Consider the following 24,965-nt stretch of genomic DNA (forward strand, 5'->3'; position numbering starts at 1 on the left):
CCTTTCATGTGGTAAGGCAATCGGTGCAACGCTGGTCTTTTCCTTGGGTAACAAATCGTGCAACTTTGTATTTTGCCGCGAGACCCGTCAGCTAATCGACAGGTGGCCGTAATAGGGGCAAAACGCTTTCACGTTGGCGGTCCCCTAGATCTGTCCGGTCAACGGAACGGCAGGAAACGTTGCAGCCGCATCGATTCATTCGCCACCTCAAATCGCGTGAAGCTGTACCGCTTCGGCCAGGAGTGGGTCGACGCGTCGCACGTGCGGCCGCTCGAATGATTATTGCGCCAGCGCGCAAACTCCTGCTTCGCAGCATTGCGCGGCGGCAGGCGTATTCCTTAAGTTTCTGATGATGGAGAGAAATGGTGGACACCGGACAGGCACAGCGGAGCGCAGGTTCCAGCCCGGACACTTTTGAAGAAGGAGAGCGTGAAAGCTACATCGGCGGCTTCAACCGTGCCCTGGCGAATTTGGTCGAAAGCTTGACAGGATATCGGACCCCGGCCTCCGCTCGCGCGCGAATCCTGGACGACTGGGTCGCCGAGCAGGGGCAGGGCGATGTCGAGAACAGGCGACAGGGGCGCTCGCGAATCAGGGCTGCGGATAACATGCGCTCGAACTCGGTCGATTTGTCATCCCTGTCTTTAACCGCGTTGCCCGACGCCCTTGCGCCGAGGCTACTGAACCTCGGCGCCATGCACAATGAGCTAAGTAGCCTGCCCGCAAGCCTTCCACCTGGTCTCCGCGAGCTTCTTATAAGCCACAACCAATTGACCAGTTTGCCGGATGCTCTTCCGGCGAGCCTCTATCGCCTCGAGGTAAGCGATAACAGGTTGACCAGGCTCCCAGACAGCCTCCCAGCGGAGCTGGGGATCCTGAACGCAAACAACAACCGACTGAGTAGCCTGCCCGAGGCTCTTCCAAGCAGCCTCACCTCGCTGTCGGTTAGTGACAATCAGCTGACCGAGCTTCCCGAGTCCCTCCCATGGGGTCTCGTTGAACTCGATGTCAGCAGCAATCAATTGGCCAACCTCCCCGAAACCCTTCCGAATTGGCTTCAATCAATCAATCTCAGCGGTAACCGTCTCACCAGACTGCCTGAACATCTCCTACCGGGAAGTTTGAGCTATCCGCTGGAGAACGTCGAATTCGGCGATAATCCATTCCCGGACGAGGTCCGCGTTCGCCTTGCGGCACCGCATCTTGGGCAGCTGCCTCTGTACGAGGCTGCCGCGCACTGGCTGGGGGACGATCCGGCGGCGCTGGCCGAATGGCTGCACTTTGCGGATGAGCCTGGCGCCCAAGACTACACCCGGTTCCTAGATCGGCTACGCGGGACCGTCAATTATGGAAGTCCCGAGTTTCGGCAGGCCGTGGCTGATGATCTGCGGCAGGCGGCGGCCAATCCGAGATTGCGCGAACAGTTTTTCACACAGGCTTCCGAAGCTAACGCCAGTTGCGAGGATCGTGTTACCCTGCACTGGAATGGTATGCGGACCGCGCGCTTCAATGCTGACGTGGAGAAGGGGGTGTATGATGATAGGCTCGACCAACTGATCCAGCGCGGCCGCGTTGCATTCCGCCTAGACGCGCTGGACGGGATCGCGCGCGACCGAGTGAACTCGCTCCTCGCCCTGCACCCGAACGTAGACGACGTCGAAGTCTACTTGGCCTATCAACATCTTCTGCGCGAGCCGCTGGAGCTGATCCACGTCGCCCCTGACATGCGCTTTCTGACGGTTTCTCACGTGACGTCCGACGATGCGGCGCGCGCTCTGGACTTGGTTCGCGAGCAAGAAGCGAACCAGTTTACCGACTACATGGCAACCCGCTGGCAACCCTGGGAGACGGTGTTGGGACGAATCGCTCCGGATGAATATGAAGCGATGCAAGAACGGCTCGTCGAAGCCATGGGCGAGGAGTTTCAAACCCGCTTGGATCAGCGACTGGCCGAGCACGGTCTTCTAGGCGATCCGGACGCCGAGCGGGTGCTCGGAGCCCAAGTCCGAAACGAGCTCGCCAGCGAGATTAAAGGCGAGGTCATGCACCGCGTGCTGGCCGCGCGGGGCGGCCTCGAGTTATGAAGTCTCAAACCGTCGCAGGTATATTATCATTGCTCTGCGGCGGAAGCCAAAGATCAATGCTGCAGTCTCGCCAATCGCTGACGAGGTGCTTTTGCGCTTCGAAGGCGCGCTGCGTCGATCAGTTCCTCCCGGTCTTGCCGAGCTATGAAAGCTGGGACGCAAGGCTAGTTTTTACTCCGCTCGAAAGCCTCGTCGGGACGAGAGCTCCCAGTTGAAAGTTGTTGATAAGACCAAGATGGCGCGGCGGTGAAAGGAGTGCTTCCATAGGCGCTACCGCAGCGAACCAACTCGCTTTGGCTGACGTTCAAGACAAAGGTCGCCGGAGTGGCCGGAACTTAATTGATCTGTGACTGCGCGATAATCCTTGTCGAGGCTGAGTGATCCCCGCTGTGATGTTTGAATTCCTCTCACGATCGACAGGGCGGTCCATTGATATCTCGTTGATTGGAATAGGTCCGGCGAAGAGGTGCGGAAAAGCGGGAGCGCCCCTGTCCTGTCGCCAAGCGGGCGGCCGGACGAGAGGCCGTCGATCGCGCAGCAATGTCCTGATCTCGTCAGCTTTTCGAAAGGTTGCAGCTACAGCGATCGAGAATCGTGTCTCGCTAGACGATCTGCTAGCGGCCGTGCGGATTGCTGCATTGCCAATAAAAACATGAGGAGAGCAGGATGGATCCGGTTGACCCTTCTTGAATTCAGGAGCCTGGATGCGGGAGTACGCTGCTTTGCAGGGGCGAAATGGGCAGCGAGAGGGTAATCCCTCCGAGAAGGGTGAATTTGAAAGGCGGCTGGAGGGCTTGAACCTCGATCCTTCTGATGAAACCAAATCAACGTCGCCTGATCGGGCTCACCTCAACAATCCGCCCGATTTCCCTGGAGAACTAATGACATCCTTTTCCATAATCCTTTTAGCTGGCCGTCCCCTCATATCCGACCTAACCGGCTCGTCTGGCGCAGATGCGGCCGATCCTTTCAAAGAGATCGCAAAGCTCAGGTCCCATGCGTCACGATAAGGTGGGAGCAGAAGGGCGCTTGCGATGATCAGAAGAAGATCAAAGTAGACACTAACAGATTCAGCGCGTGTTCCGTTTGGGGCGTATGTGTGATGCTGGTCGGGTGATGAACGTATGACAGTCCGACGCTTGCATATATCCCCGGAGCGAGATGCGCCGTGTATGTTCCCGTGATTGCCGTGCTATCCCGGTGCGCAAGCTGGCCTTTAGCCAGGGCAGCATCCACTGCAAGCTTGCTCCAGGCCGTGTTGGTCGCAACGAGAGCAATCAGATCACTGGGCCGGTTATCAAAAAGCCCCTTCGCATAAAGACGCAGCTCGTAATACCGGCTAATCCTGTTGCGCTCAGGTGGAGCTCCCATGACGGAGAAGCCGCCGTAGATGCCGCGAGACGGCGACCCAAGGGTGTCACTCTGCCAGAGCTGTCGGTCGGCGGCGATGTAGTGAAAATTATTCCCACTCTCCCTTTGTTGTTTGGGATCCGCCAGATTCGTGTAGCGGCTGCTGTTCAAACCAACGCCCGCCCGCAGCCACGTGTCGGGTACGCCGGGTGCAGCCTTGCTCTTGTAGCCGGCTTCGTCGACGAGAAGGATGCCCGCATTGGCCGTGCTCCAGTTCAAGCCGGTGGGATTCTCGGCTATGTGGGCATAGGCACCATCTGGACTGATTGAGCGCTGGACCGAGACCTTGTTGTACAAGCGATCGTCAAAATTGTACTTCAAGTTGACCGCCGGCGTCGGCGCCGCATTGGTGCTCATCCCTGCCTGGAACAAGGCAGACATGTTCGATCCTGTAATGCCTCCGAACAATGTGCCGGTGAACTCATTTTGGTTTCTGAGGTAGCCAAGTTTGAGTTCTACTGTCCTGTCGAAGAAAGTCTGGTAGTAGGCGAGCGTATTGATTCCCACTCGATCTGGCCCCGGGCGATCCCACGTCCAGTATTGCTGCTCGGCTCCTACGACAATCTGTCCGTCGGCGATGCCAAACCGGCTGAGATCGTAGGTGACGATCATGAAGTTTGCCGACGCGAAGGTCGGATTCTGGCCCATATAGAGCTGGTTTGCGATAGTGCTTCTGGCCGCATTCGGCAGCTGGTTGTTTGCAAAGCTATTGTGTGTCCAGCCGATGTAGCCGATGCCGACGTCTGCCAGCGCCGATCTAACGCCGTCCTTGTCCTGGTCAATCGTGTCCGCAGGGCCAGGTATGTTGAGCCACAACGCTTTTTCACGCAGGTTGTCGTACCTTGCGAAGGGATCGATCGTCTTTTGCGGTCTCGTCTGAGCAGCCCTGTCCGCATTGCCGCGCTTCTCGAAAGGCACTTCGGGACCTGCCGCTGGCGCCGGGGCAGGAGGGCGGATTGCCTGACGAATCAGGTTGATCGGGAGCTTTGCGGCCCGATCGGAGGTCTTTCCTGTCTTGCCGGCCTGATCCACAGGGAGGTTACCAGGATCAAGTCCGCTCACGGTTTGTGCCAGTACGGAATTGCCGACCAGACAAGCCGCTAGCGAAAATGCGATAACAAGCGCAGATTGCTTTCCCCTTGGTCTGACATTGAAAGAAAGTGCTGCCGTAGCCGAGTATGTCCGAGGCGAGGTCGTCGCAAGAAGGCAATCACGCATGGCGTACTTCGGGTCCATCTCTGCCGGCCATGAATAAATTGAACTGCGGAGTGAGCTCCCGGCGCTTTCGCGTCCGAGGGCGAGGGGACGAGCCACAACTCGATCTATCCGAAGGGAACCACTCAGGCTTCCTGAACCTCTCAGTTCGCGGCGCGATGATGATCCGGTCCGAAACTTTGCTTGTGCATGACGCCGGTGCCCGAGAGCTAGCGGAGAGCGCTGGCTCGGCAAATGCTCACGACTAGCACGCGGGGGGGGGCTGCCCTGGCCACCAAAACATTGCGGATGTCCACCTTGCTCACTGTGAGTCAGGCGAGTCTGGCGGTGCCGCGCGTTTGAATCGAAGGCGGCTTTCTGGACGAAGCGGCAGCTACCAGAAAGCAAGGCTCGCCGTGCAAGAGTCTTCGCTTCACGAATCGCTTCATTAATATCGTTGTCAGCGAAACAGGAGACAATCGCCGGGCTTAAAGGCCGAAGAGCCTTAGAATTTGCGCGCGCGGCAACCACCCCACAACATCCAACGTGATGGCGCAGGAGACCGAAGGAATCAGCCGTCAAGCAGCTTTGGCGGGTATCGGCGAGCAGTTGCTGGCTGCCGTCAGCGCCGCAAAACCTGTCTTGCATCCGAATCCTTGACGTGCGCGGCGGTCGTTGATCACGCTTGCCACGTGCCCGTCATTTCGAACAACCTGCCGGAATTGGCAGTTGATCAGGTGCAATGGTTGCCGCTCCAATTCGCCATCATAGGAGCAGGGCAGCCTATCGGGAGGCTCGGCAAGATTGATTAATTTCAAGGCTGGCAGCTCCTGGAGCGCGTGAGCATCGCAGCCTATCGCGTCGAGATCTTGAGCGAGGGAAAATGGACTTGATTGATCAAGCGGCCGCTTCAGACTTGCGGCCGCTCTTGCACGGGCCGTCAAGACGGATTCTCCCGGTTTTGGTGCTCCCGCTTATTCTCGTCGGCTCGTGTGCTGCTGGCGCCTGGCTTTGGGCTAACCTTGAAGCGTTTGCACCGGAAGCCCGGGACATCGCTTCAACGATGAGCCTGTCACTGGAGGACAGGGCAGCCTTGTTTGAGATAAACTGAGCACAGCAGAAAACTGGCGATGAGATCGCAGTACTCAACAGCCGGATCAATGCCCAGCGGGATGACCTCAAAGGGATCCTGGATCAGATCACCGTGCTGACTTCGCGGATCGATTCGCTGCGGAGTTTAACGCCTGTCCCTTCTGCTGCTTCCGCGCCTCCTTTTTCGCCAGCCCGGGCTGTTTCGAGCGTCGCAAGGAAACGCTTCGGGCGGTCCATACCACAGGCACCTGTTTCCGTTGGAGGCGCGCCAGTGATCGCCGGACCGAAGACAGCCGAGCCTTGAGGTCTGAGACGCTGCAGGCGTGGTCAACTGTGCTCGATGAAGTGGACCGTAGCTTCGCAAAGCTGCCTCCGGCCGTAAAATACCCGAAGCTTGTGCGGGCGCCGTCGTCTCCAGCGGCATGTCACTGAGGCCGTCACTATCATCGAGCGCACTCCAGGACAGGTGGCGCAGAGCACTTTCCGCATGATCGAACCGTGGCCCTGAACGTCGGAATCCGCTGCCCTTTCCTTTAAATCAGCTCTCTTCTATTCAGTCCCCGCCAGTTTTGAGATCATATGTGAAAGGTCGTGTCATCACACCGCCGCTGCATCTTCGAAATCTGGCTGTCGGCCCGAGGCGCTTCTTCGGATCGCTCCCTCGCGAAGAGCTGAGAGGTTTGGGATCTGCTCACATGCGTGGCTTAGTTAATAGGGATGCGGTCGAGATAAGCGTCGAACGCGGCAGCAACAGCGCGAATGACAAACCGGTGCTCCTGCTTGACTCGAATGAATCCCTCTTCAATCTCCACTATCCCATCTTCTGCAAGCATTCCCAGGCGGTCGGCCGAATCGAGAAGAGGAATCGGATCAAATCCGTGAGCAGCACAGATCGCTGGTACGTCGGCCTGCAAATCGCACATCAGACGCTCGATGATTGCGGCGCGGAGGCGATCTTCGGCGGCGAGACAGTGGCCTTTTGAGGTTGCCAGACGGCCAGCCTGAATGTGTTGGTGATAGGAAGCGGTTGCGATCTCATTCTGGACGTAACCGTCACGCAAACGGCTGATGGCTGACGGACCTAAGCCGATCACGGTGCTGCATGTATCAGCCGAATAACCCAGGGAGTTGCGGCGCAGCCGACCAACTTTCTGTGCCAGCGCGAGCTCGTCATTGGGCAGGGCGAAATGGTCGAGCCCGATCTGGCGGTAGCCGGCCGAGACCAGCGTATCTGCAATAGCCGCGGCTTGCTCGGCGCGGGCGACATTATCCGGCAGCGCCGTCTCATCGATCTGGCGCTGACGTTTCATATAGAAGGGGACGTGAGCATAACCGAAAACCGCAAGCCGGTCTGGCCGCATGGCCAGAGCCGTCCGCGCGGAGTCCACGCAGGACCGCACCGTCTGATGTGGCAGTCCGAAGAGAAGGTCGAAATTGATGCGGCTTATGCCATGCCGGCGTAGACTTTCGACGACAGAAGCTGTTAGCACCTCGCTCTGCACGCGGTTGACCGACCTTTGAACCACCGGATCGAAGCTTTGCACGCCGATGCTCGCGCGGCTGATCCCGGCCGCTTGTAACATTTCAACCATCTCGGCCGTGACCCCACGCGGATCGATTTCTATCGCGATGGAAGCTGATTTTCTGAATGCAAAGCAGTGGCGCAGGAGTTCCATTAAGGCGAGAAAATCGCTCGATGAAATGGTGGTCGGCGTCCCGCCGCCGAAATGCACGTCGCTCACCGGCAGAGCACGCGGCACTTGCTCTGCGACCAAGCCTATCTCGTCCCGCACTGCTGCCAAGTAATTGCGGACCGGTCGCTCGCCGCGAGTGAGGCTTGTAGGGAAGCCGCAATACCAACATATAGAGCGACAGAACGGAACATGGATGTAGAGCGATACAGGTTCCTCGGGCGGCAGTCGCCTCAGCCATGTCTCACAAGTCTTGGCACCAACCATCGCGGAGAAATCCGGTACGGTTGGATAGATGGTGTACCAAGGCAGGCGAGCATCGCAATATTTGTTTAGAAGGGAGGTCTGCAAGGCCTAACTTTCCCATGCTCAAACAGCATGAAGCTGACGGATGCCCTCTCTAATGTCTTTGCGTTATGTCAAACCCGCCTAATGGCTTCTGAGATCTGGTCCCGTTTTCGATGTTACTGCCAAAGCGGCTTAGGGGCAGGGCAGGGATGAGACCCGCTCGTCGGCGATTATCTGGACGTTTAGGATATGAAGTTTCTCGTGCGAGCCGGTTGAAGCGGCTAGTCGTGCCCGACGAGCCGGCGCGAACGATCAATCGCTCATCCGAGGGCACGTCGTTTCGCATTGGCTGACGGCCAGTCATTTTTACGACGAAAACATGGACTTGTAGGTCTCACCAGGAGCAGCTGAGCTTGCCGCTGGATCTTCAAACCTGGTTTTCAAGCAAGAGCCGATTTGGTTGCTCACAGAGTTCAACGGATGCCTCCCGTTCAAGGCCGGCGTGCCACGGAAGATAAGTTGGTTGCTAGATGAGAGCGCGAGGAGGGCAATAGCACAACCTGACGCGACGTGCGGTTAAAGTCCTTTGGCGCAACCGACGAACAAGTTTTGATCCCTAGTATCGAACGCATAAGCCTCAATTCCGCCACGCTGGTTGTCTCATTGCCACAAGCATCATCACGGATGTACTGATGATGTTGGGGCGACCCCAGCGCACTTTCAGCCCCCCCGGCCAAGTGCGTCGGGGCGCCTTGGTTCAGCGGCGTCTCGTCGCTGTCTAATGCAGCTCAGCAACTCACAACGACTTTGGACGTCGTGTGGTGGCAAAGCGAATCCCGGCCAGATGCATCGGACGAGACGCTATCTGCAATAGTTTCTATTCCGCTTCACCAACTCGGTTGGTTTCTTTTTAACATCGCCTTTGCAGCTATCGATCCTGCCAGATCGCGCATATCTATTCCGTTAGCCTTCATTGGCGTCGCATCGATGCGATGCACCTGCAGCTTTCAGCTTCACATAGACCGCCTGGTTAGGCCTCGACCATCCCGTCACTATGTTCTCGATGCTGCGAGCCGGAGCCGTCCATGCAGGAGCCGGCTGGGAAAACTTGCGCCTGTTCATTGCTTGAAAATCGCCTTCGCATCCTGGCATTCCAGTCCATCCACGATGGATTGAGGAAGTTTGTGGTTCGGTAGGCTAATCGAACTGAACGTGGAGCTCGTTCTCGTGCGAATGAGAGCTGAGCCTAACCAGGCGTCAAGGAGATTGCTGCCAAACGGCTTGATCGGTCGAAAAGTGGGCACCCCACCCAACCTCTGTTGTACAACGCCGACGGCATCGAGCTCATCGGGGACCGGTAAAAGGATGACTATTTTGGTGCGTCCTGATTTCAAAGGCAGCACGCGCGACATTTTGATGGCTTCGTGGCCGAGGGCTCTCATTGCCGCGCCTTCGCATCCATGCCATCTCGAATTGACTGCGACTTTCTGGCGCTGAGCACATCATCTTCCCTGACATTCTCCATGAGAATGTAACCGACACACGCGCGGGAAACGAGATTGCGCGGCGTTGCAGTTCTACATTGAAGTAGATCTTCCGGGCCCCTACCGCTCTTGAGGAAGTCGAATGCGCCCCTCTGTCGCGATCCGCAGGATAGCGAGAGCTTGCCCGATCGCCTCCCATCAGATGCTCTTCTTCCTGCAGTTACTGCGCGCCAGATAGAGGGCCGCGCAAGCTATAGACGAGATGAAGGTACGCCTCATCCCGCTCGCGCGCCCCGCCAACATTGACCCTCCTGTCAAATGGGAAGCGCGAACGGGATGCGACTAGGTGCGGACCGCTCGGCTCATGACGATCAGCTGGGATGCACGAGGTGACCCGCCCCATTGTCGCTCCACCCTACAGCTTTTCGTAGTCCGCGCTGGCGGCTTTCAGAGTTAGGCTAGGCGCGCGGACCAGACTTAAGCTGCGGCCTCCATCATGTTGCCCCCCGATTTGACCGTGCTGGATCTCCTGCCAATCCCACGAAAGATGGGAGTTGAGACTTTCAAGCGAGAACCAATTGGATGCCGGCAACGAGCAGAACCGCCACGAAGATAAATCTGATGCCTGCCGGGTTCAGCCAGTTCAGGCTGACTACCGTTCCAGCGACCGCACCCGCCAGCGCGGAGATAGCGTAAAGAGCCAAATCCGGAGAGGGAAATTGGCCGCTGAAAAGAGCTCCGACGAAGCCGACTGTGGAATTGGCCAGAATAAAAGGCGGTGATAGCGCGACGGTCTGCTTCGGTGATGCCAAATTCAGTGTGATGAGCGTCGGCGCGAGGAACACTCCGCCGCCCACGCCGGTCAGGCCGGAAACCAGGCCAAGGGCCGCGCCAATGCTCACGCTTAGCGTGAGCGGAGTTTCGCAAATGCGATCGGCAGCTCGTCCCCGCTGCGTGATCATCACTGCGCTCGCCAGAAGAAGAACAAGCCCGGTCAGCGTCTTGTACATGTGGTCTTGGAGTACAATCAAGCCACCGGCAAGCGACGCTGGCATCGACGAAAAGAGAAGCGGGCGCAGGATTGCCCAGTCAACGACCTTGTTGCGGTTGAAGAGCCACGTAGAATAAGTCGCGACGACAATGTTGAGACCGAGCGCCGTCGGGCGCATCTCTGTCGATGACACACCCAAAAATGCCATTAGCGAGACGAATGCAGTGCCACCAGCCTGGCCAACGCTCGCATAGAGCAGTGAGATGATCGCGAAAAGCAGAGTAGCCATGCTTCACCGATCTTGGTGACGATCTTCGCCGCTTTCCACCGAGCCCATCATGATTCGTGCCTCAGGTGCGGTCTAACTGTATTTCTGCTTGGGGCGGATCTAAGCGCTTCGCCGGAATCGCTGGCTCGAAGTGCAGTCAGTCAAGTTCCTTAACGAGTGCCATGTTTGGACCGTCCCATCAATTGCCGAACTTGGTACTTGACTGGGCTGGAATAAGGCTGCGTTTGGGTCCTAAGGGGGCGGCACTCGAGGGGGCCGCCGAGGTGAGCTGCATTTCTTGCTGTAGCTCACCTCGTGCCGCGCCTCGCAATGGTGCTGTCGCCTTTCCTCCGGATGTCATAAATGCTTCGACGCTACTACGTCGCAACCAACCGTGAGCGTTCGAAGCCCTTTCTGCGACGTTTGATTTTGGTGAAATCAACAGTTGGTATGAGGCTTGCTAGTCTGGCGCCGGTCCTCTCCCTGCTGGAGAAGCGCATGCAAAGTGTCCTCCGCATCAAGCAGATCTCGCGGTTACGAGTATCTCTCGTTGCGCCTTTAACGTGGCCCCTTTCTGCACGTTCGGTACGTTTGCGCCAAGCCTGCCGGACGGAATCGATCAGACGCCGCACAATGAGGCGAGGAGTATGGCTTCTGCCTCGACTGTTCCGTGTTGCTCATCGATCGCGTCCCCGGCGCCGTCGTACGGCGGAGAATCGGCGAACGGTTAGCGATGGCAATTCGCAAGATTGCGAAAAGACATGACTCTCCTGTTGTCTTCGTCTCTAAGCAGAGAATGGATGCTGACAGGACGCTCCTCGAGTCCCGCGCCGCCAAACCGCTCGAGCTTAGCTGTATCGCGCAGATCAGAGCCCAGGATCTCGTCGTGCTCCGCCTCGAGAAAAACCAAAGCGTCGTTCGGCTGCGTTTTCTCGCCATGCAAGCTCAACAGAGCCAAGCCTCTAGCCGCTGGAGCTGTTTGGAAGTGCAGTCCAGGACCCGCGGAGCTTCTATCGGTGCCGGCATCATCAAACGGGACACCGTTGGGTATGGATGACGGCCGATGATCTCCGATTTGGCCAGTGCGCTATCGGCGAACTGGACCGATCACTTCCGTTCAGCCTCGGAGGTAGGGATGATGGCGCTATCTCGGGTGTTTGATGCGTTCATACCGGCGCATTCGGCGGCTGGGCAGCGAATTCGGTGAATGGCGCCACAGCGCGAGCGCTCAGACTGCACGAATAACTAACCCTCGAGTTCAGCTCATGGACTGGAATTTGGCTCCGCCTGAAACAAGCGCAATCGAACACGATGACGGGGAGCTCGATCGTCGTACTGAAGCGCCCATCATGGACCTCTTTAGCTTTACCGAATGCGCGAACCAGACGCATTCACTCAGAGCGCTATTCGAGCTTCTTGTAGGCTGTGCCACCAAGGAAGGCTTCAGTGAAGTCGCATACGGCGCTCTCAACTTCGTTGAGCCACTTCGGCTGGCGGAGTACCCACCCCCGACTGTGGCTGTGAAGTGGCCGCCAGACTGGTGCGACCGATACTTCAAGCGCAAGTACCATACTATCGATCCGGTGGTCCGGCGGACGCCGATGCTTTCCCGGCCATTTTTGTGGGATCAACTCGCCGACCACTATCAGCTTCAACCGGACGAAAGACGCGTACTGGATGAGGCGAGAGAGGCGGGGCTGAAACATGGCATGAGCGTGCCGTTGTTTGGCCCGTTGGGTCGGATATCTGTGGTGTCGTTTGCATCTGCGTTCGACGATGCTGATCCTCAGGACCGCATCGGTCATCTCAACGCGCTGGCCTGGCAGTTTCACACCGCCTATGGCGACATCGCTCGTCCCTGCGATAATGGTTGCGAAAGAAAAGTGGCATTATCGAAGCGAGAGATCAGTTGCATGCGGTGGGTGGCAGAGGGGAAATCGTCATGGGAAATTGGGAAGATCCTGGGAATCAGCGACAATACAGTCAACTTTCATGTCAAGAATGCGACGCGCAAGTTAGGTGCGACCAGCCGAATTCAAGCGGTCGCTATGGCTATTCGCCTCAATGTTCTTTGAATTTTGAGAACGGGGCACTAACAGTCAAATCGTGGGCTTCCAGCTTCTGGCATGTTGAGCGTGGCGCCTTCGGCGAGCTGGCAGATACGACGCTCCTTGGAGCAAGCCCGCTATCTCACGCTGCGTGAGGTTGTGGGACTTCATGAGATCGATGAATTGTCGAATCGACTGACCTGTTCCCCCAGTGTGTTGGCGGCATCTCGGCCACACTCCAGCCAGCCTCTGGATCCAGTGCTACAGACGAGCTCGCATCTGGTGCTTCGGAATTGGATTGGGCCGGAAGGGAGAGGAGAGCTGAGGGAAGAACCCCGACCGGGGGTCGGGGTTCCGATTCACGCAACCGCGTGGAGGTCTCTATTTGGCAAAGGGCGAGCCAAACTTGTAATTGAGCCGTGCCGTGATGAGATCGATGTCCTGGTGGGCGCGGTCCGTGCCGAGAAACCCTGGAAAGCTTATGTTGCTGCGCTGCATGAACAAGTGGTTATACTCGACGCCAGCTGACCAGTTCGGCGTGAGGCTGACTTCGGCACCGGCCCCGAGCACGCCACCCCAACGCACATCATTGCTGTTGGCAAGTTCGGTGCGAGAAGCGACCGAATTGAGGTGATAGGTGTTGCTGGTCACCGCAGCACCACCCTTTCCGTAAAGTAGGACGGCATTGAACGCGTAGCCGATATGTCCCGTGAGTAGACCGAATGCGTCTGTCGTGGTGCCAACGGTGGTTGCCGGAAAGGCGGTGCTGACATTGGAGCCGCTGAGGTCGGCCCAGTTGCCCTGACCTTCGATGCCGTAGACCATGTTGAAGATCTGCCAACGATAGCCAATCTGGCCGCCAATGGTCCCGCCAGTCGAATTATGGCAGCCCTCGGAAGTGACGCCATTGAAATCCCAGCAATTGTGGCTCGTTCCCCAACCGCCATTGACTCCGATATAGTAGCCGGACCAGTCGATAATCGGGGCTGCGACCGGCAGCGGTGGCGCCTTGACGTTGACGGGCTGCCCGGCCAAGTCCGTGCCGAATGCCGGAGCGGCCGCAGCGAGTGCGCCGATGCTTGCGGTCAGAATCAGAAAAGTCTTCATTCGAGTTCGTTCCTTTCGATGCCCCCCGGTGCCGTGCGTTTAACAATATGATCGCGAATTGCTGTAACTGCTGCACAACATGTCTTCGAAAGAAATGGGTCGAATCGCACGCCGCGTCAGATTGTGAGCGCGCAACTTGGCACTGCCTCGACCGAAATGCTGGGGCCTGCCACTGGTCGCTTCGCGCAGATGCTTCTTTGAATACGATCCGTTCGTGATGGCCTGTGACGGGACGCAAGGCTGCGAGCTGTTTGGCTCCCGCTGTCGCTGACTAGTGACAAAGCCAGGCGGCGCCAACACGTCACGTGCACGCTCGCTATTCAGAGAGTTCGGCAAATGAAGACCGCTGATCGAGGACGCGTCTCGTGCGCTCCAAGCTCATTCCTCCGGCAGGACGGTCGTGCTGCTTGCAATCGTGAGCGATGCGGCGATGATCAAAGGCCTGGATCGCTTTGGCTTAGGACCTATCGCAAGTGTAGCACGATGTTCCTCAACCTCGACGTCGATCGACGGATGTCAAGGAGCCGATGCGGCTGTGCTTGACGAGGCTCTTGCTTGAACTTGCGCAAGCTCGTGCCTGGCGGCAGCGAATATTTCTCGGCTGTCGCGTCTGGTCGCCGACTTGCTCTGAGTTCCAGGTTACTGGTCTGGGGTCACCAGAAGAGCTGCATAAGTGACAGTCGTCGCGAACGTGCTCGTCTTCCGCGGGGCTGAACATGAGTGGAGGAAGGTCAGCTCCACCACGCCCTGCCCCGGTTGTTTTCCCACCGCATAAAGTCCCCAAGAGCCTTAACAAGCCAAGCTCATGTGGCAGTAGAGGTGCAAGCGCCTTATTGCTCGGTCGACGGCGCCAGTTCAGCCCGCAAGCTGCGTATCGCCTCGTTTGCCAGATTAAAAGTATTCCGTTCGCCCTTCCTCATCGAAGACTCAAGGAAAGTGCGCAACCGGCTGTGGAGGACCGTCTTGAGATTATGCGCCAGCAACGGATCCTTCTCAACAAAGCGCCAGGCCTTATCAAATGCGACGCTCACGATAGCATCTGGCATCTGCACTTGCTCGGATAACAACTGATCCATCTCAACACTCCACGACGTCATGATACAAGGAAGTACCTTGGCAAAAGCAAACCGAGAGTCTGTGGCTTGTCCCAGCAAGTAAGACATCAGAGCCGCAGCACGCTCGGACCTCGAGCTGCTCTCGGTGCTTCAATGAACTTATAGATGTTTGTTGAAATTCCGATGACCCCGAATGTCGTATTGCCAGGCGCAATTCGAATAATTCTGAGGCGGTTGAAACCAGCTCGCGTTGTTCGCGCGGCTTCGTTGCCAAAGTGCTCTTGTTGCTCGGTATCGGTCAATAATTGGAGCTCTTCTTCCTGCAATCGTAAGATCGGCGCCATGCCAATCACGACTAAAGCCGAACATCGATTAAAATGGATCGTTCCGCTCCTTTCGCGGTCTCAAGCTAAGAAGCGTTTCTGGAAGAGCGTGGCGTTTTCCGGACGCTGCTTGTTTGCTTTCTGACATGTGTCCGCGGGCACTCGACCTTTGCTCGACCCTGCGCGGTCTCGTGCTCTGGGTGCGGGCTGCAGCTTTCGAGCATAGTGGCGAACAGTTGTGATGGAAGCCAGCGGAACCGGCGCGCTTACGGGACGGTGAGCCCATAAACGCCAGGTCGTCGATCCTTGGTCCGTACGGCCGTAGCACTCAGCCCAGCGATAGACGTTCAATAAGGGGCGCCATCAACCGCAGAAAAAGCTAAATGAAATCTCAGTCCGCTGCTGCACGTGACAGAATTAGTTTCGCGATCTTCATTTGGTTGGCGGGAGTGCGGAGCACTGCCGGTAATGCCGCCACGGCCTGATCGAGAAGGCGTCCCAAAACCTGAAGGTCTTCCGGGTAGTAAACGCCACAGTCTCGCGACAGTCGCGTCGTTTGCCGGTCGCCGGCGCGGCCCCCGGCTCTCGTATCGCCGAGCTGGCCGAGCTCCAGTTCCGCCGTAATCATTTGGTTTGTCAGGGCGTTTAGCAGTCGGATCGCTTCGAGCTCGTTGCCGTCTTCGCGTATGAGGGCGGCCAGGATGTCGAGTTGCAGGTAGATGCGATCCGCGATGTCCTCTGGGCGTGAATTGGAAGGATCAATTTCCACAGTGTTGCTCCAAAGTAGTTAAATGCAGGGGGCGGACTGAGTAACGGTTGTGTCGTGCTTTCCCGTTCGCAAGACGGCAGACGCGGCGATGAAACGAATGTCTGCTGCACGAGGCAAGGTGCGCACGCACGGTCGCCGAAGGGAGAGGTGGCAGGCATGGTGCCGCGAAACGACCGCGGGTTCGCCTATAGAACGCCGCGAACTGCGTTGTAGATGGCCCGTCATTTGATTCGACCGTCGAGCCGGTCCAGCGCGTCGGACAGTGGCAGTGACTCCAACCAGCGGGGACACCGCTGATGACGGCAGGTCCAGAAGTGCGGCCCGAACGGCTGCGGGATTGCTTGCCGCCTGACATAGCGATCCAGACGTAACCGGAAACCCAGCCGGGCAGAGTGCCATAAAGGGCGCTTGGGGCTGGACGAAGCTGTTGCTGAAGGCGCGCCGTCAACTGGTCCAGACCGGTCTCCTCATCATGCCAGAAAATTATGTCCCAGCCCATGCCAGGCAACCCAGAAACAACATCCGCTACATACGTCTGCGGTTTCTCCCTGCATTCGTTGACAGGCGATGCCTGTCTCGGTGAGGGTGCAGATGGGCTCTTGGAGGGTGGGCGCGCTAAGAGACAAGACCGGCAGATCGCGCACCTCCACCCCTCGTTGGGGTGGTGATGTAAGGATTGCTGACAAGGGATAACCGCGCCGGGATATGGTCGAAGAGCGCCGGCGCATAGAATGAGATAGGGTGGCGTCAGTCTGTCGGAAATGGCTGTGGAAGCTGCCCGCCGACGAAGACTGAGGACCCGAGCAGAGTGAGAATCCACGATCACACCACGTACAGGGGTGGGCAGTAAGATCGCGAGGATATGCGGCATGCACTTAGCGTGGTCAGATAGCTGACCGCACTGCTTTGTTTGAAGGCCGCGACGGCGTCGGATTGTCGGCGGTGCCCGCCTGGTCAGGGCAAAAAGTCCAGCCCGCAGCACCGGTATAGAGGGCAATTCGCCTGCCCCAATTCTATGCAGCGCACGCATTTACCTTGGCCAAGCGGTGTGCGTGAGAGTCGATCTTCGTGTAGGGCCTTAGTATGATTGAAAAGGGGGAGGCGCCAGCGCGATAGATTACGTGCCAGACGTTGCGATTAGCCATCCAACCGCATTTGCGCCGCACGTGCGTCGATTCCAAAGATTGATGGGGCTCGTTGGCGATGCAGCCACGAGAACCTCGAATCGGCCTGCGACTATGCTGAAAGCAAAAAGGGTCCATTGCTCACACGACATTCGTGAAATGTGCTTTCCGGAAACCGGCGACCGACTTATGGGGTATTTGGCTGAAATTGGTAAAATCGAAAGTGTTGATGGGATGCATCCAGTTCGTGGATCGCGCACGCGGGTAATCTCATCTATTACATCGAAAGCGGGTCAGTTAGTTGTTTTCCTGCCGTCTTGATGCAGTGAGCTTATGGGCCTTTTAGGCGAGCCTGCCGATTCGTTGATGACCGGCCATGATTGAGAAGAAAGAACGGTCGCAGGGCGCTCACAACGAAGAATTTCGTTCGAAAGCAGAGTTCATGGGCCCGAGTAAGAAGAAGCGCAGTCAGGAAAGTCAACGGCTTGATCACTGCCATTGAGGCTGACGATCGCCTTTCCGCCCAGGGCAAACGACGACCAAAATCGCAACCAGCTTCGGATAACCTCAGTGCGTCGGTCTACTTGCCAAGCATACGATCCCCCAACTCCAGACATTATCCGCCAAAGCTATCGAGAATTTCAGCTTTGATTGCGGTTGCGGTGTACAGCGAAATCTCCAGCGGAAGGTTTCCGAATGCAAGCTGGCAAAGCAAGTAGTTGGCACCTGCCACTTCCATCTGCTGAAGAAGGAGCTGTCGGACGGAGGCCGGCGTTCCAACGACGCACAATTCGCTCTCGAGTGCTGCATCGAAGGTCAGCGGAAGGGCGGGCGGTGTCGGAATGGCGTTGAGCTCGTAAAGGAACTTAAAGCTCTCCAGCCATCGCCGATACGCGGTTTCGGCCGCCGCATGAGCGTCCTGATCAGACTTCGCAATCACGACCATGCGGGCCAGCCCGAGGAATGGGTCGCGGCCGTGTGCGGCTGTATTGTGGGCTTGATGGGAGCGGTAAGCGTCCGTAACGTTCCGGACAACACATGCGGGGCCTATGCACGCCAGATTGGCGCCATTTGCAGCGGCCCACTGCGCCGACTCAGCCCGATTGCTCGCGATCCAGGTAGGCGGATATGGACGTTGATGAGGCCTCAAGGTTAAGGGTATTTCGCTCAACTCGAAGTGGTGTCCCTGATAAGATAGCGTATGTCCCTTCAGCGCAATATTCAGGATTTCACTGGCTTCTGTATAACGGCTTGGTGCGGCGTCGGCGCTGATGCCGAAATAACCCCATTCAATCGGCTGTGAGCCGCGGCCTATCCCGACCTCGAGTCTGCCGCCGCTCAATTGGTCAAGCATGCAGATCTCCTCGAATGCGCGCAATGGATGATAAAGGTTGAGCAACAGGACGAGCGGACCGAAGCGTAATCGCCGGGTGCGCTGCGCGACGCTTGATAGAAACAGGTTTGGCGAGGGCCCTCTGCCATGAGGTGTGCAGTGGTGTTCGGCCAGGTGATAAGCGTAGAAGCCGAGGGAGTCGCAGACCTCCGTCAGCTTGAGACGATCTTCATATTGTCGTGCGGCATCTCGGCCGTCGTCATCCAAATGGTCGAAAATGCCGCACCTTAGTCTTGAAGGAAGGCCACTCTTCACTCGATCAATCTCCGATTATGGGTCAGATGGCGAGTCCTGGTTGCTTCATGCCGTCGCGCTCAAAGTGGTCTCGTTCGTCATTTGACCGCTTAGGCCGTTTCTCTTGGGAGCCTGGATCTGGGCTTGCACCATATGAGTGGGTCACGAGAATCCGGAAATGGGGTCCGGCCGTTACCTTGATAACGTTTGCGAAGCGCCTCCACACCGAGGATGTGCTCGACCAGAAGCATTGTTAGCCGCTAGAGGCCCTGTGCCTGCGCACCAGATCAGCTCAGCACGGCTACTATTTGTCTATCATCGGACGTAGCGTCTCCTTCAGGTCGACATCGGGTAGCTCTGCGAGCGCTGCAACGAACGCAAAAAACGCTCCGAAAGCTGCAAGTATAAGAGAGCTTGCGAGTATCGTTGCTCCAACGACCTGAGTGTGTCTCATCATCCGTGTCACTTTGGGTTTGGGGAGACGGCGTTGATGCCAATCAGTTCTGCTCGACAGTTTCAACACGGCCGTCTCGCCAGCGGTAAACCAGAAAACCAGGAGCCGCATTGTCTCCCTTTGCATCGAACCGGACTGGGCCAATCACGGTATGGATCGGCCCTGAACGAAGTGCGCTGGCGACGCGCGCAGCATGGAAAGAGCCGGTCCGGTTCACCGCCTCAGCCCATGCTTGCACGGCTGCATAGGCGTAAAGCGTGTAGCCTTCAGGGGACAGGTTGGAAGCCTTGAGTTCGGCCACCACGCCGGCCGCATTGGCATTCCTGGCGGGGTCCGGCATGAAGGTAAACAACGTGCCATTTCCAGCACTGCCTGTAATGGCCCAGAATTCGGAGGTCATCAGCGGATCGTTCGCCATGACGATGAGTCCCGCTCTTGCTTCTGACGCCTGACGTACAAACAATCCGATTTCGGTATGATAGCCGCCGATATAGACGACGCGCACCCGATCCTTCTTCATTCTTGAGACCAGCGCCCTGTGATCCTTTTCACCGGCTACATAGCTTTGCCGAATGACTTGTTCACCGAAACTCTGAAGCTGTGCTTCAACCACGTCGGAGATACCCTTGCCTGCGGTGCTCTTGTCGTCGAGCACTGCAATCTTGTCGTTAGGGTAGTTCCGGTGAATGTACTCTGCGGCAACGATGCCCTGTTGGTCGTCGCGGCCGCAGATCCGAAAGACACTCTCAAGGCCGCGTTCTGTTAGCTGAGGATTTGACGAGCCTGGTGACACCTGAATGATGCCTGCTTCGGCGTAAATCTCGGAGGCCGGGATCGACGAAGAAGAACAAAAATGGCCAACGACCAACCGGACCCGCTCTGTTGTGAGCTTGTTCGCGACTGCGACAGCTTGCTTCGGGTCGCAAGCGTCATCGGCGACACTCAATATCACCTTGGTATCGAGAAGCAGGCCAGAAGCGTTCAACGCCTTGACCGCCGCAGCCGCACCATCGCGCATTTGCGCGCCGAACGCAGCGCTGCTTCCGCTCATTGGGCCAACGACGGCAATATCGACCTCGGAGCCGCGTGCAACCGAGACGAGGGCGCAGAAGAGAAGCGCTGCCCTGGCGGCAGAAGCGTAGCGCCCATTTAACATTGTAGAGCTCCCAATGCTCACCTGAAGTGAGCCTTTAGCAGTTGTATCAGACGTGCCTGCACGTCGAGGCTGTCCGCCAAGTGAAGCTTGCGTTAGGTCGGCCAGATTGCGACCACGCTAGAGCCTACAATTTGACGTTACGTGCGGTTCAAGCCCCCTTGAAGGGAGCCTCGATCAGTGCGTCAGGGAGCGCCGATCGGCGAGGTCATGTCGACTGTCCGGTTGAGTCAATAAAACTGTCGGCCCGCATCAGAGCCGCCGATCAACCAAGCGTCAGCGCGTTTTCAGGTTGCCAGGGCCGATCTGCAATGCCGTGCGGAGCGGGCCATGAGGACGTCAGTACGGCTGATCCTCCAACCCGCCAAGGGCGAGATCGAGATATTGCATGAGGCAGGGATCCCAACCAGCCAGACTACGGGGGGCGCTTAATCGTGCAAGTACCTTCAGGATCATCGAAACGCGTGAATCGGCGCCGGCGATTTCGCTGATCAGCAAGCGTGCTGCAACTGCGACAGCCCTTGCCCGCTCGCCGCAAGGATGCTCGCCCCGATCCATACAATCACGCAGGTCGTTGCGGATCCGCCGCCACCGCTCCTCGCGATCTGCAGCTAACTTGCAGGTGCATCGGGACGTCTGATTATGCGTCTCGACCCGCGACATGGCATTGAGGGCGGCAGGCAGCTCATCCACACTTACCTGGCTAGCACTGTCGATGGTCATGTTGCGCAAGCGATCTCGCAGCAGCGTTGTTCGAGCGACTTGAAGTTCTATCCGCTCTAAATGTTTGCGCAGAAGATCGGTAAGTGAGGTCGTGCCCTCCATAGCTTTACGGATCTCGACAAGGGAGAAGCCAAGCTCACGTAGCGCCCGGATCTGGTGAACCCGTTGCACGCTTTCGCGCTCGTACATCCGGTGGCCGCCGTCAGTACGCTCTGAAGCTGCTAGTAGCCCGGTGTGTTCATAATGATGCAGCGTGCGTACCGTTACTCCGGTCGCCTCTGCGAGTTCGCCAATGCGCCATCGACGCCTTCGTGGTGTAGCTTTGCTCATGTTGTTCAATTTCAAAGCCTACAACCTGACGTCACGTGTGATTCAAGCTATTTCAAAGCTCTAGCTGGATCGTCTTCCATTCCAGCGCGAGAGTGGTGACTATCCTCAGAATGGCGGGGGATCAACCCGGTGGGGAAATGGTGATCAACAAGTTCGTCAGGCATGCCAGTTGAGCCTCGCCAGCCGCTGTACGCTCCAGGATGAGTTTGGCGATTGCTGTGCGATTTTCCGGACTTCGCATCGATGGGGGTAGCGCGGTGACCGCACTATCATAAAGGCGTCCCAAGACGGAAAGCTCTTCCGGATCGAACACGCCGCTGCACTGCTCCAACGTTCAGCTCCTTGTGTGTCATTGCGTCATGGCAGCGCACGTCGTCAAGACGTTTGGCTGCGATAGGGCCAAAAGAAGTCAGACCCGCGGCGCGACGCGACGAAGACGCGATGTACTCCCAGGTGATGCGACAGGGCAACACGCGTACGCGATGCTTGCTTCGACAGCGCAAGAGATCGCCGTCATGTGCATGATCGGTGACCACCACGCTCACGGTGCGTGATGGTACGACTCCGAAGAAGCCGGAGCGTTTCCGCTCATCGGGAGCCACTACTAATTCGGAGAGTTGACAAGGACAGCCCAGCGACGATTCTGCTGTGTCGAGGCAGGTGCGCCCTGCGGCCGGGTGCAACGTACGTCCCGGTCTCTAAAACCAGGCCAACAGTCTGAGCCGCCGCTCGCACGTCGAGCCTATTGCCAACGTGCGCAATACCTGCACAACGTCGTCATGATAGCCGTCCGCTGCGACGATCTTTATAGAGCGACCATGAATTCGAGCGAGGCGAGCCTAAATTGTCTGCGCTGAGGTATACGTTGGGATATGAGGATCGCAGATCTCGCGAACGTCCTTACGAAAACGGCGAGACAGATCATGCGAAATCTCCAGCAGTATTCGCTCGTTCCGAAGCGCAGATGATGGAGGGCTCTTCTCCAGTCGCCATGCGGGTGGCCTCCTGCAACAATATCTCTCGCATCCACACGCTTTCCGGGTCGCTATTGTCAAGCACGGGCCATTGGACCGCCTCAGTGAAGGCGGGGAATGGCTGCGGGAGCTCCGCAATGCGAAGGGGCATCGTTCTTTGGAAATGCTTTACGAGCCCTAATGGCATCGTCGCTATGCGGTTCGTGCCTACCAGCAGGGGCGGGATCATGCTGAAGCTCTGCACGAGAATGTCGATGCGCCGGTTGAGACCGAAATCGAGTAAAAAGTATTCCTCGACCGGCGACTTGCGCGCACCTCCGAGCTTAACCGCCACGTGGCCCATCGATACGTACCGATCAAATGTAAGACGCCGCAGTAGTTGGCTGTTCGTGCGGCAACCTACGCAGACGAGCCTCTCCTCGAATAGGGCCGCCCTGGGGTGCGCGCTAGACATGAATAATTCGGGCAAGATAACAAAATCGACTTCGCCGCGGCGGAGAAGCTCATCGTGCTCATCGGTGAGCGCCACCAGTTCGAAGCTGACGGCGGGGGCTTCTCGCGCGACGCGCTCCACGACATTTCGAAAGAATACGACTGTTATAAAATCAGAAAGGCCGATCCTAAATCGCCGGTTCGATCGAGCTGGATCGAACACGTGCCGCGCGATGATTGAGAGCTCAATGTGCGTTAGAGCCTCGCGCACAGGACCTGCGAGTCCTTCCGCGCGTGAGGTCGGGACAAGTTCCCGCCCCCTCATCCCAAACAGCTCATCACGGAAGTAGGAACGCAGCCGGGCAACGGCTGCGCTCATGGCAGGCTGGCTAAGGCTAATCTTGCGTGCCGCTGCGCTGAGGTTGCGCTCAGTCATTAGAGCATCTAGCGCGACGAGAAGATTTAGATCCAGACCTTTGAAACGCATGTCTACTTATCCGGCATGAACGTAATTGCGGCGCATACAACGAGCGGTGACCGCTGCGTCTGGAGGGTCCTATTGGCTTGCTGACATCGTTTCCGTCCTGCGATCGCGAAAAGACGCTCGTGAAATGACCGCAACCATGGATAGCAAGGCGGTAGGCCAACCAGCAGTGGCCGGAAACCGTCAGGAATCCCGTTGATCGGTCTCGCCGCTTCCGGCGAGCCACGCAACAGGACCCGGTCAGTTGGTTAATGGCAGATGGACACCGTGTCCGGCCAGCGCCGTGAGTTCGCCAAAGCGCGCAGCCGACCGCCAAGTACCGCAGCGTTAGTCACGGCGGCCAACCTACAACCTGACGCAGTGTGTGGTTCAAGCGATTTTATCGGGCATGCCAACCAATAGTGTGCTGGAGGAGGCGTGTTCTGCCGCGATAGTGCCGGGCGTCGCCTGTTTGTAGTGCAAGCGCATCAAACCTCACCTGCGAGGTCACCATGCGCACCACTCGGCAAGTCTTTGCAACCGATCGCCGTCTCTGGCAGCTTCGCCCACTCACGTTGAAGTGGCGAAAGCGGCCGAGCACTTCGAGGATTGCTAGTCGTATTTGGAACGTGCCGGGGGCGGCTTATGGTGAGCCTAGCAGCGCCTGCGAGTTGGAGGCTCCTGATGCCCAGATGCCATGTTGGATGCTTCCTCCAGCAATATCCGCCGCATCCAAATGCTCGCCGGGTCGGTATTGTGGAACGCAGGCCATTGCACAGCCTCGGTGAATGTGGGCAGGGGGAGCGGTGGTTCGACGATCCGCAGTGGCATCCGCTTTTCGAATTGTTTGGCGAGTCGTAAGGGCATCGTGCCGATACGGCCTGTGTCTAACAATATGGGCGGAATCAGGCTAAAGCCCTGCACAACGATCTCAATGCGTCTCTTGATGCCGTGCTCAAGCAAGAACCATTCTTCGAGGTTTGGTCTGAGCGCCCGTCCGAACTTCGCCGTAACGTGCCCCATCGAAATGTATTTCTCGAACGTCAGCTGCCGCGATAGCTGCTTGTTCTCGCGGCATCCCACGCATACGAGGGTCTCGTCGAACAGCGTCGCCTTAGGATGCGCGCTCGACATGAACAGTTCCGGCAGAATGAGAAAATCCACCTCGCCCCGGCGGAGCAGCTCATCGGGTTCATCGGAAAATGGCAGCAATTCAAAGCGCACCGCGGGAGCTTCCTGTGCGATACGGTCCACAATTTTGCGAAGAAAGACGATGGTCATGAAATCGGAGAGAATGAACCTGAAGCGTCTGCTCGACTGAGTAGGGTCAAACGCGTCTCGCGATATGATCGAGAGTTGGATGTGCAGCAGGGCCTCGCGGACCGGACCTGCAAGCGCCTCCGCGCCAGGTGTCGGGACAAGCTCGCGACCTCTCATGGTAAATAGCTCATCGCGGAAATAGGTGCGCAGCCGCGCGATCGCAGCGCTCATAGCGGGCTGGCTCAGGTGAATTTTGCGCGCCGCCGCTGTGAGGTTGCGCTCCACCATCAGAGCATCGAGCGCAACGAGAAGGTTTAGATCAAGTCCCTTGAACCGCATTTTGTGAGTCTATCCATCGTGTGGATGTGTTCCATCGGAACAATCGATTTTACCAAATTGCGGGATGTTGGATAGCAAACATCAGTTTGCAAAAGTAATCAGGCATACCATGATGGCTGCTGCTCGTTCACGCTGGCTCAGAGAAAAACTCCTGGACGTGCGAGCAGCCGGCGCATCCGCTTCGAGGGCGGCTATGGGCGCGCCGTGCGAGCGGCGTCGCTTCTTCTCGGTGCAAAGCTCGCTCGATCGAGACGCCAGGCAGATCTCCATAAACCTTGGTAT

18 protein-coding genes are annotated in these 24,965 nt (G+C 57.5%); 2 read left to right on the forward strand and 16 right to left on the reverse strand.

Annotated features, from left to right (window positions below):
* Positions 1 to 362: 362 nt before the first annotated feature.
* Positions 363 to 2,084: an NEL-type E3 ubiquitin ligase domain-containing protein gene (locus tag AC5ZFO_RS23695; protein WP_496122671.1), complete on the forward strand. Its 1,722-nt coding sequence runs from the start codon at positions 363 to 365 to the stop codon at positions 2,082 to 2,084.
* A gap of 1,038 nt (positions 2,085 to 3,122) precedes the next feature.
* Here AC5ZFO_RS23695 and AC5ZFO_RS23700 read toward each other — a convergent pair.
* From AC5ZFO_RS23700 to AC5ZFO_RS23730, 7 genes are all read right to left on the reverse strand, one after another.
* Entirely contained in the window at positions 3,123 to 4,556 is a 1,434-nt protein-coding gene (locus AC5ZFO_RS23700) for a carbohydrate porin (RefSeq protein ID WP_496122672.1), read from the reverse strand.
* Positions 4,557 to 5,266: 710 nt separating this feature from the next.
* Positions 5,267 to 5,632: a hypothetical protein gene (locus tag AC5ZFO_RS23705; protein ID WP_496122673.1), complete on the reverse strand. Its 366-nt coding sequence runs from the start codon at positions 5,630 to 5,632 to the stop codon at positions 5,267 to 5,269.
* A gap of 250 nt (positions 5,633 to 5,882) precedes the next feature.
* Positions 5,883 to 6,017: a hypothetical protein gene (locus tag AC5ZFO_RS23710; protein ID WP_496122674.1), complete on the reverse strand. Its 135-nt coding sequence runs from the start codon at positions 6,015 to 6,017 to the stop codon at positions 5,883 to 5,885.
* Positions 6,018 to 6,484: 467 nt separating this feature from the next.
* Positions 6,485 to 7,822, reverse strand: coding sequence for an oxygen-independent coproporphyrinogen III oxidase (gene hemN, locus AC5ZFO_RS23715; RefSeq protein ID WP_496122675.1), 1,338 nt, complete (start codon positions 7,820 to 7,822; stop codon positions 6,485 to 6,487).
* 1,055 nt (positions 7,823 to 8,877) lie between these two features.
* Complete coding sequence (locus tag AC5ZFO_RS23720; protein ID WP_496122676.1) at positions 8,878 to 9,201, reverse strand: hypothetical protein; 324 nt, start codon at positions 9,199 to 9,201, stop codon at positions 8,878 to 8,880.
* Positions 9,202 to 9,806: 605 nt separating this feature from the next.
* Positions 9,807 to 10,523, reverse strand: coding sequence for a sulfite exporter TauE/SafE family protein (locus AC5ZFO_RS23725; protein WP_496122677.1), 717 nt, complete (start codon positions 10,521 to 10,523; stop codon positions 9,807 to 9,809).
* Positions 10,524 to 11,229: 706 nt separating this feature from the next.
* Entirely contained in the window at positions 11,230 to 11,460 is a 231-nt protein-coding gene (locus AC5ZFO_RS23730; RefSeq protein ID WP_496122678.1) for a hypothetical protein, read from the reverse strand.
* A gap of 391 nt (positions 11,461 to 11,851) precedes the next feature.
* Here AC5ZFO_RS23730 and AC5ZFO_RS23735 point away from each other — a divergent pair, with 391 nt between their 5' ends.
* A complete protein-coding gene (locus AC5ZFO_RS23735) occupies positions 11,852 to 12,577 on the forward strand; it encodes a helix-turn-helix transcriptional regulator (protein ID WP_496122722.1) in 726 nt (241 codons plus the stop codon).
* Positions 12,578 to 12,931: 354 nt separating this feature from the next.
* Here AC5ZFO_RS23735 and AC5ZFO_RS23740 read toward each other — a convergent pair whose 3' ends face one another.
* The 9 genes from AC5ZFO_RS23740 to nodD1 all read right to left on the reverse strand — a co-directional run bounded on the left by AC5ZFO_RS23740 (position 12,932) and on the right by nodD1 (position 24,683).
* Positions 12,932 to 13,657, reverse strand: coding sequence for an outer membrane protein (locus AC5ZFO_RS23740; RefSeq protein ID WP_496122679.1), 726 nt, complete (start codon positions 13,655 to 13,657; stop codon positions 12,932 to 12,934).
* Positions 13,658 to 14,487: 830 nt separating this feature from the next.
* On the reverse strand, positions 14,488 to 14,733 hold the full coding sequence (locus AC5ZFO_RS23745) for a hypothetical protein (RefSeq protein ID WP_496122680.1): 246 nt from the start codon (positions 14,731 to 14,733) through the stop codon (positions 14,488 to 14,490).
* An 86-nt stretch (positions 14,734 to 14,819) separates the two neighbouring features.
* Positions 14,820 to 15,056 carry a hypothetical protein gene (locus tag AC5ZFO_RS23750; protein ID WP_496122681.1) on the reverse strand — a complete coding sequence of 79 codons (237 nt, stop codon included), beginning with the start codon at positions 15,054 to 15,056 and terminating at the stop codon, positions 14,820 to 14,822.
* A 370-nt stretch (positions 15,057 to 15,426) separates the two neighbouring features.
* Entirely contained in the window at positions 15,427 to 15,804 is a 378-nt protein-coding gene (locus tag AC5ZFO_RS23755) for a NolY (protein WP_496122682.1), read from the reverse strand.
* A gap of 1,740 nt (positions 15,805 to 17,544) precedes the next feature.
* On the reverse strand, positions 17,545 to 18,576 hold the full coding sequence (locus tag AC5ZFO_RS23760) for an LLM class flavin-dependent oxidoreductase (RefSeq protein ID WP_496122683.1): 1,032 nt from the start codon (positions 18,574 to 18,576) through the stop codon (positions 17,545 to 17,547).
* 476 nt (positions 18,577 to 19,052) lie between these two features.
* Positions 19,053 to 20,165: a branched-chain amino acid ABC transporter substrate-binding protein gene (locus tag AC5ZFO_RS23765; protein WP_282525608.1), complete on the reverse strand. Its 1,113-nt coding sequence runs from the start codon at positions 20,163 to 20,165 to the stop codon at positions 19,053 to 19,055.
* 336 nt (positions 20,166 to 20,501) lie between these two features.
* Positions 20,502 to 21,215: a MerR family transcriptional regulator gene (locus AC5ZFO_RS23770; protein WP_282525629.1), complete on the reverse strand. Its 714-nt coding sequence runs from the start codon at positions 21,213 to 21,215 to the stop codon at positions 20,502 to 20,504.
* A gap of 921 nt (positions 21,216 to 22,136) precedes the next feature.
* Positions 22,137 to 23,108: a transcriptional regulator NodD2 gene (gene nodD2, locus AC5ZFO_RS23775; RefSeq protein ID WP_496122684.1), complete on the reverse strand. Its 972-nt coding sequence runs from the start codon at positions 23,106 to 23,108 to the stop codon at positions 22,137 to 22,139.
* A gap of 630 nt (positions 23,109 to 23,738) precedes the next feature.
* Entirely contained in the window at positions 23,739 to 24,683 is a 945-nt protein-coding gene (nodD1, locus tag AC5ZFO_RS23780; RefSeq protein WP_282525610.1) for a transcriptional regulator NodD1, read from the reverse strand.
* Between the last annotated feature and the right edge of the window lie 282 nt (positions 24,684 to 24,965).

It is taken from the genome of Bradyrhizobium sp. Unk1, assembly GCF_059512345.1.

What these genes read in the sequence shown, in the direction of transcription:
- AC5ZFO_RS23695 (WP_496122671.1), top strand. Translation starts at nt 363, where the DNA reads ATGGTGGACACCGGACAGGCACAGCGGAGCGCAGGTTCCAGCCCGGAC.
- AC5ZFO_RS23710 (WP_496122674.1), bottom strand. Translation starts at nt 6,017, where the DNA reads ATGGACCGCCCGAAGCGTTTCCTTGCGACGCTCGAAACAGCCCGGGCT.
- AC5ZFO_RS23720 (WP_496122676.1), bottom strand. Translation starts at nt 9,201, where the DNA reads ATGAGAGCCCTCGGCCACGAAGCCATCAAAATGTCGCGCGTGCTGCCT.
- AC5ZFO_RS23725 (WP_496122677.1), bottom strand. Translation starts at nt 10,523, where the DNA reads ATGGCTACTCTGCTTTTCGCGATCATCTCACTGCTCTATGCGAGCGTT.
- AC5ZFO_RS23735 (WP_496122722.1), top strand. Translation starts at nt 11,852, where the DNA reads ATGGACCTCTTTAGCTTTACCGAATGCGCGAACCAGACGCATTCACTC.
- AC5ZFO_RS23740 (WP_496122679.1), bottom strand. Translation starts at nt 13,657, where the DNA reads ATGAAGACTTTTCTGATTCTGACCGCAAGCATCGGCGCACTCGCTGCG.
- AC5ZFO_RS23745 (WP_496122680.1), bottom strand. Translation starts at nt 14,733, where the DNA reads ATGGATCAGTTGTTATCCGAGCAAGTGCAGATGCCAGATGCTATCGTG.
- AC5ZFO_RS23750 (WP_496122681.1), bottom strand. Translation starts at nt 15,056, where the DNA reads ATGGCGCCGATCTTACGATTGCAGGAAGAAGAGCTCCAATTATTGACC.
- AC5ZFO_RS23765 (WP_282525608.1), bottom strand. Translation starts at nt 20,165, where the DNA reads ATGTTAAATGGGCGCTACGCTTCTGCCGCCAGGGCAGCGCTTCTCTTC.
- AC5ZFO_RS23770 (WP_282525629.1), bottom strand. Translation starts at nt 21,215, where the DNA reads ATGAGCAAAGCTACACCACGAAGGCGTCGATGGCGCATTGGCGAACTC.
- nodD2 (WP_496122684.1), bottom strand. Translation starts at nt 23,108, where the DNA reads ATGCGTTTCAAAGGTCTGGATCTAAATCTTCTCGTCGCGCTAGATGCT.
- nodD1 (WP_282525610.1), bottom strand. Translation starts at nt 24,683, where the DNA reads ATGCGGTTCAAGGGACTTGATCTAAACCTTCTCGTTGCGCTCGATGCT.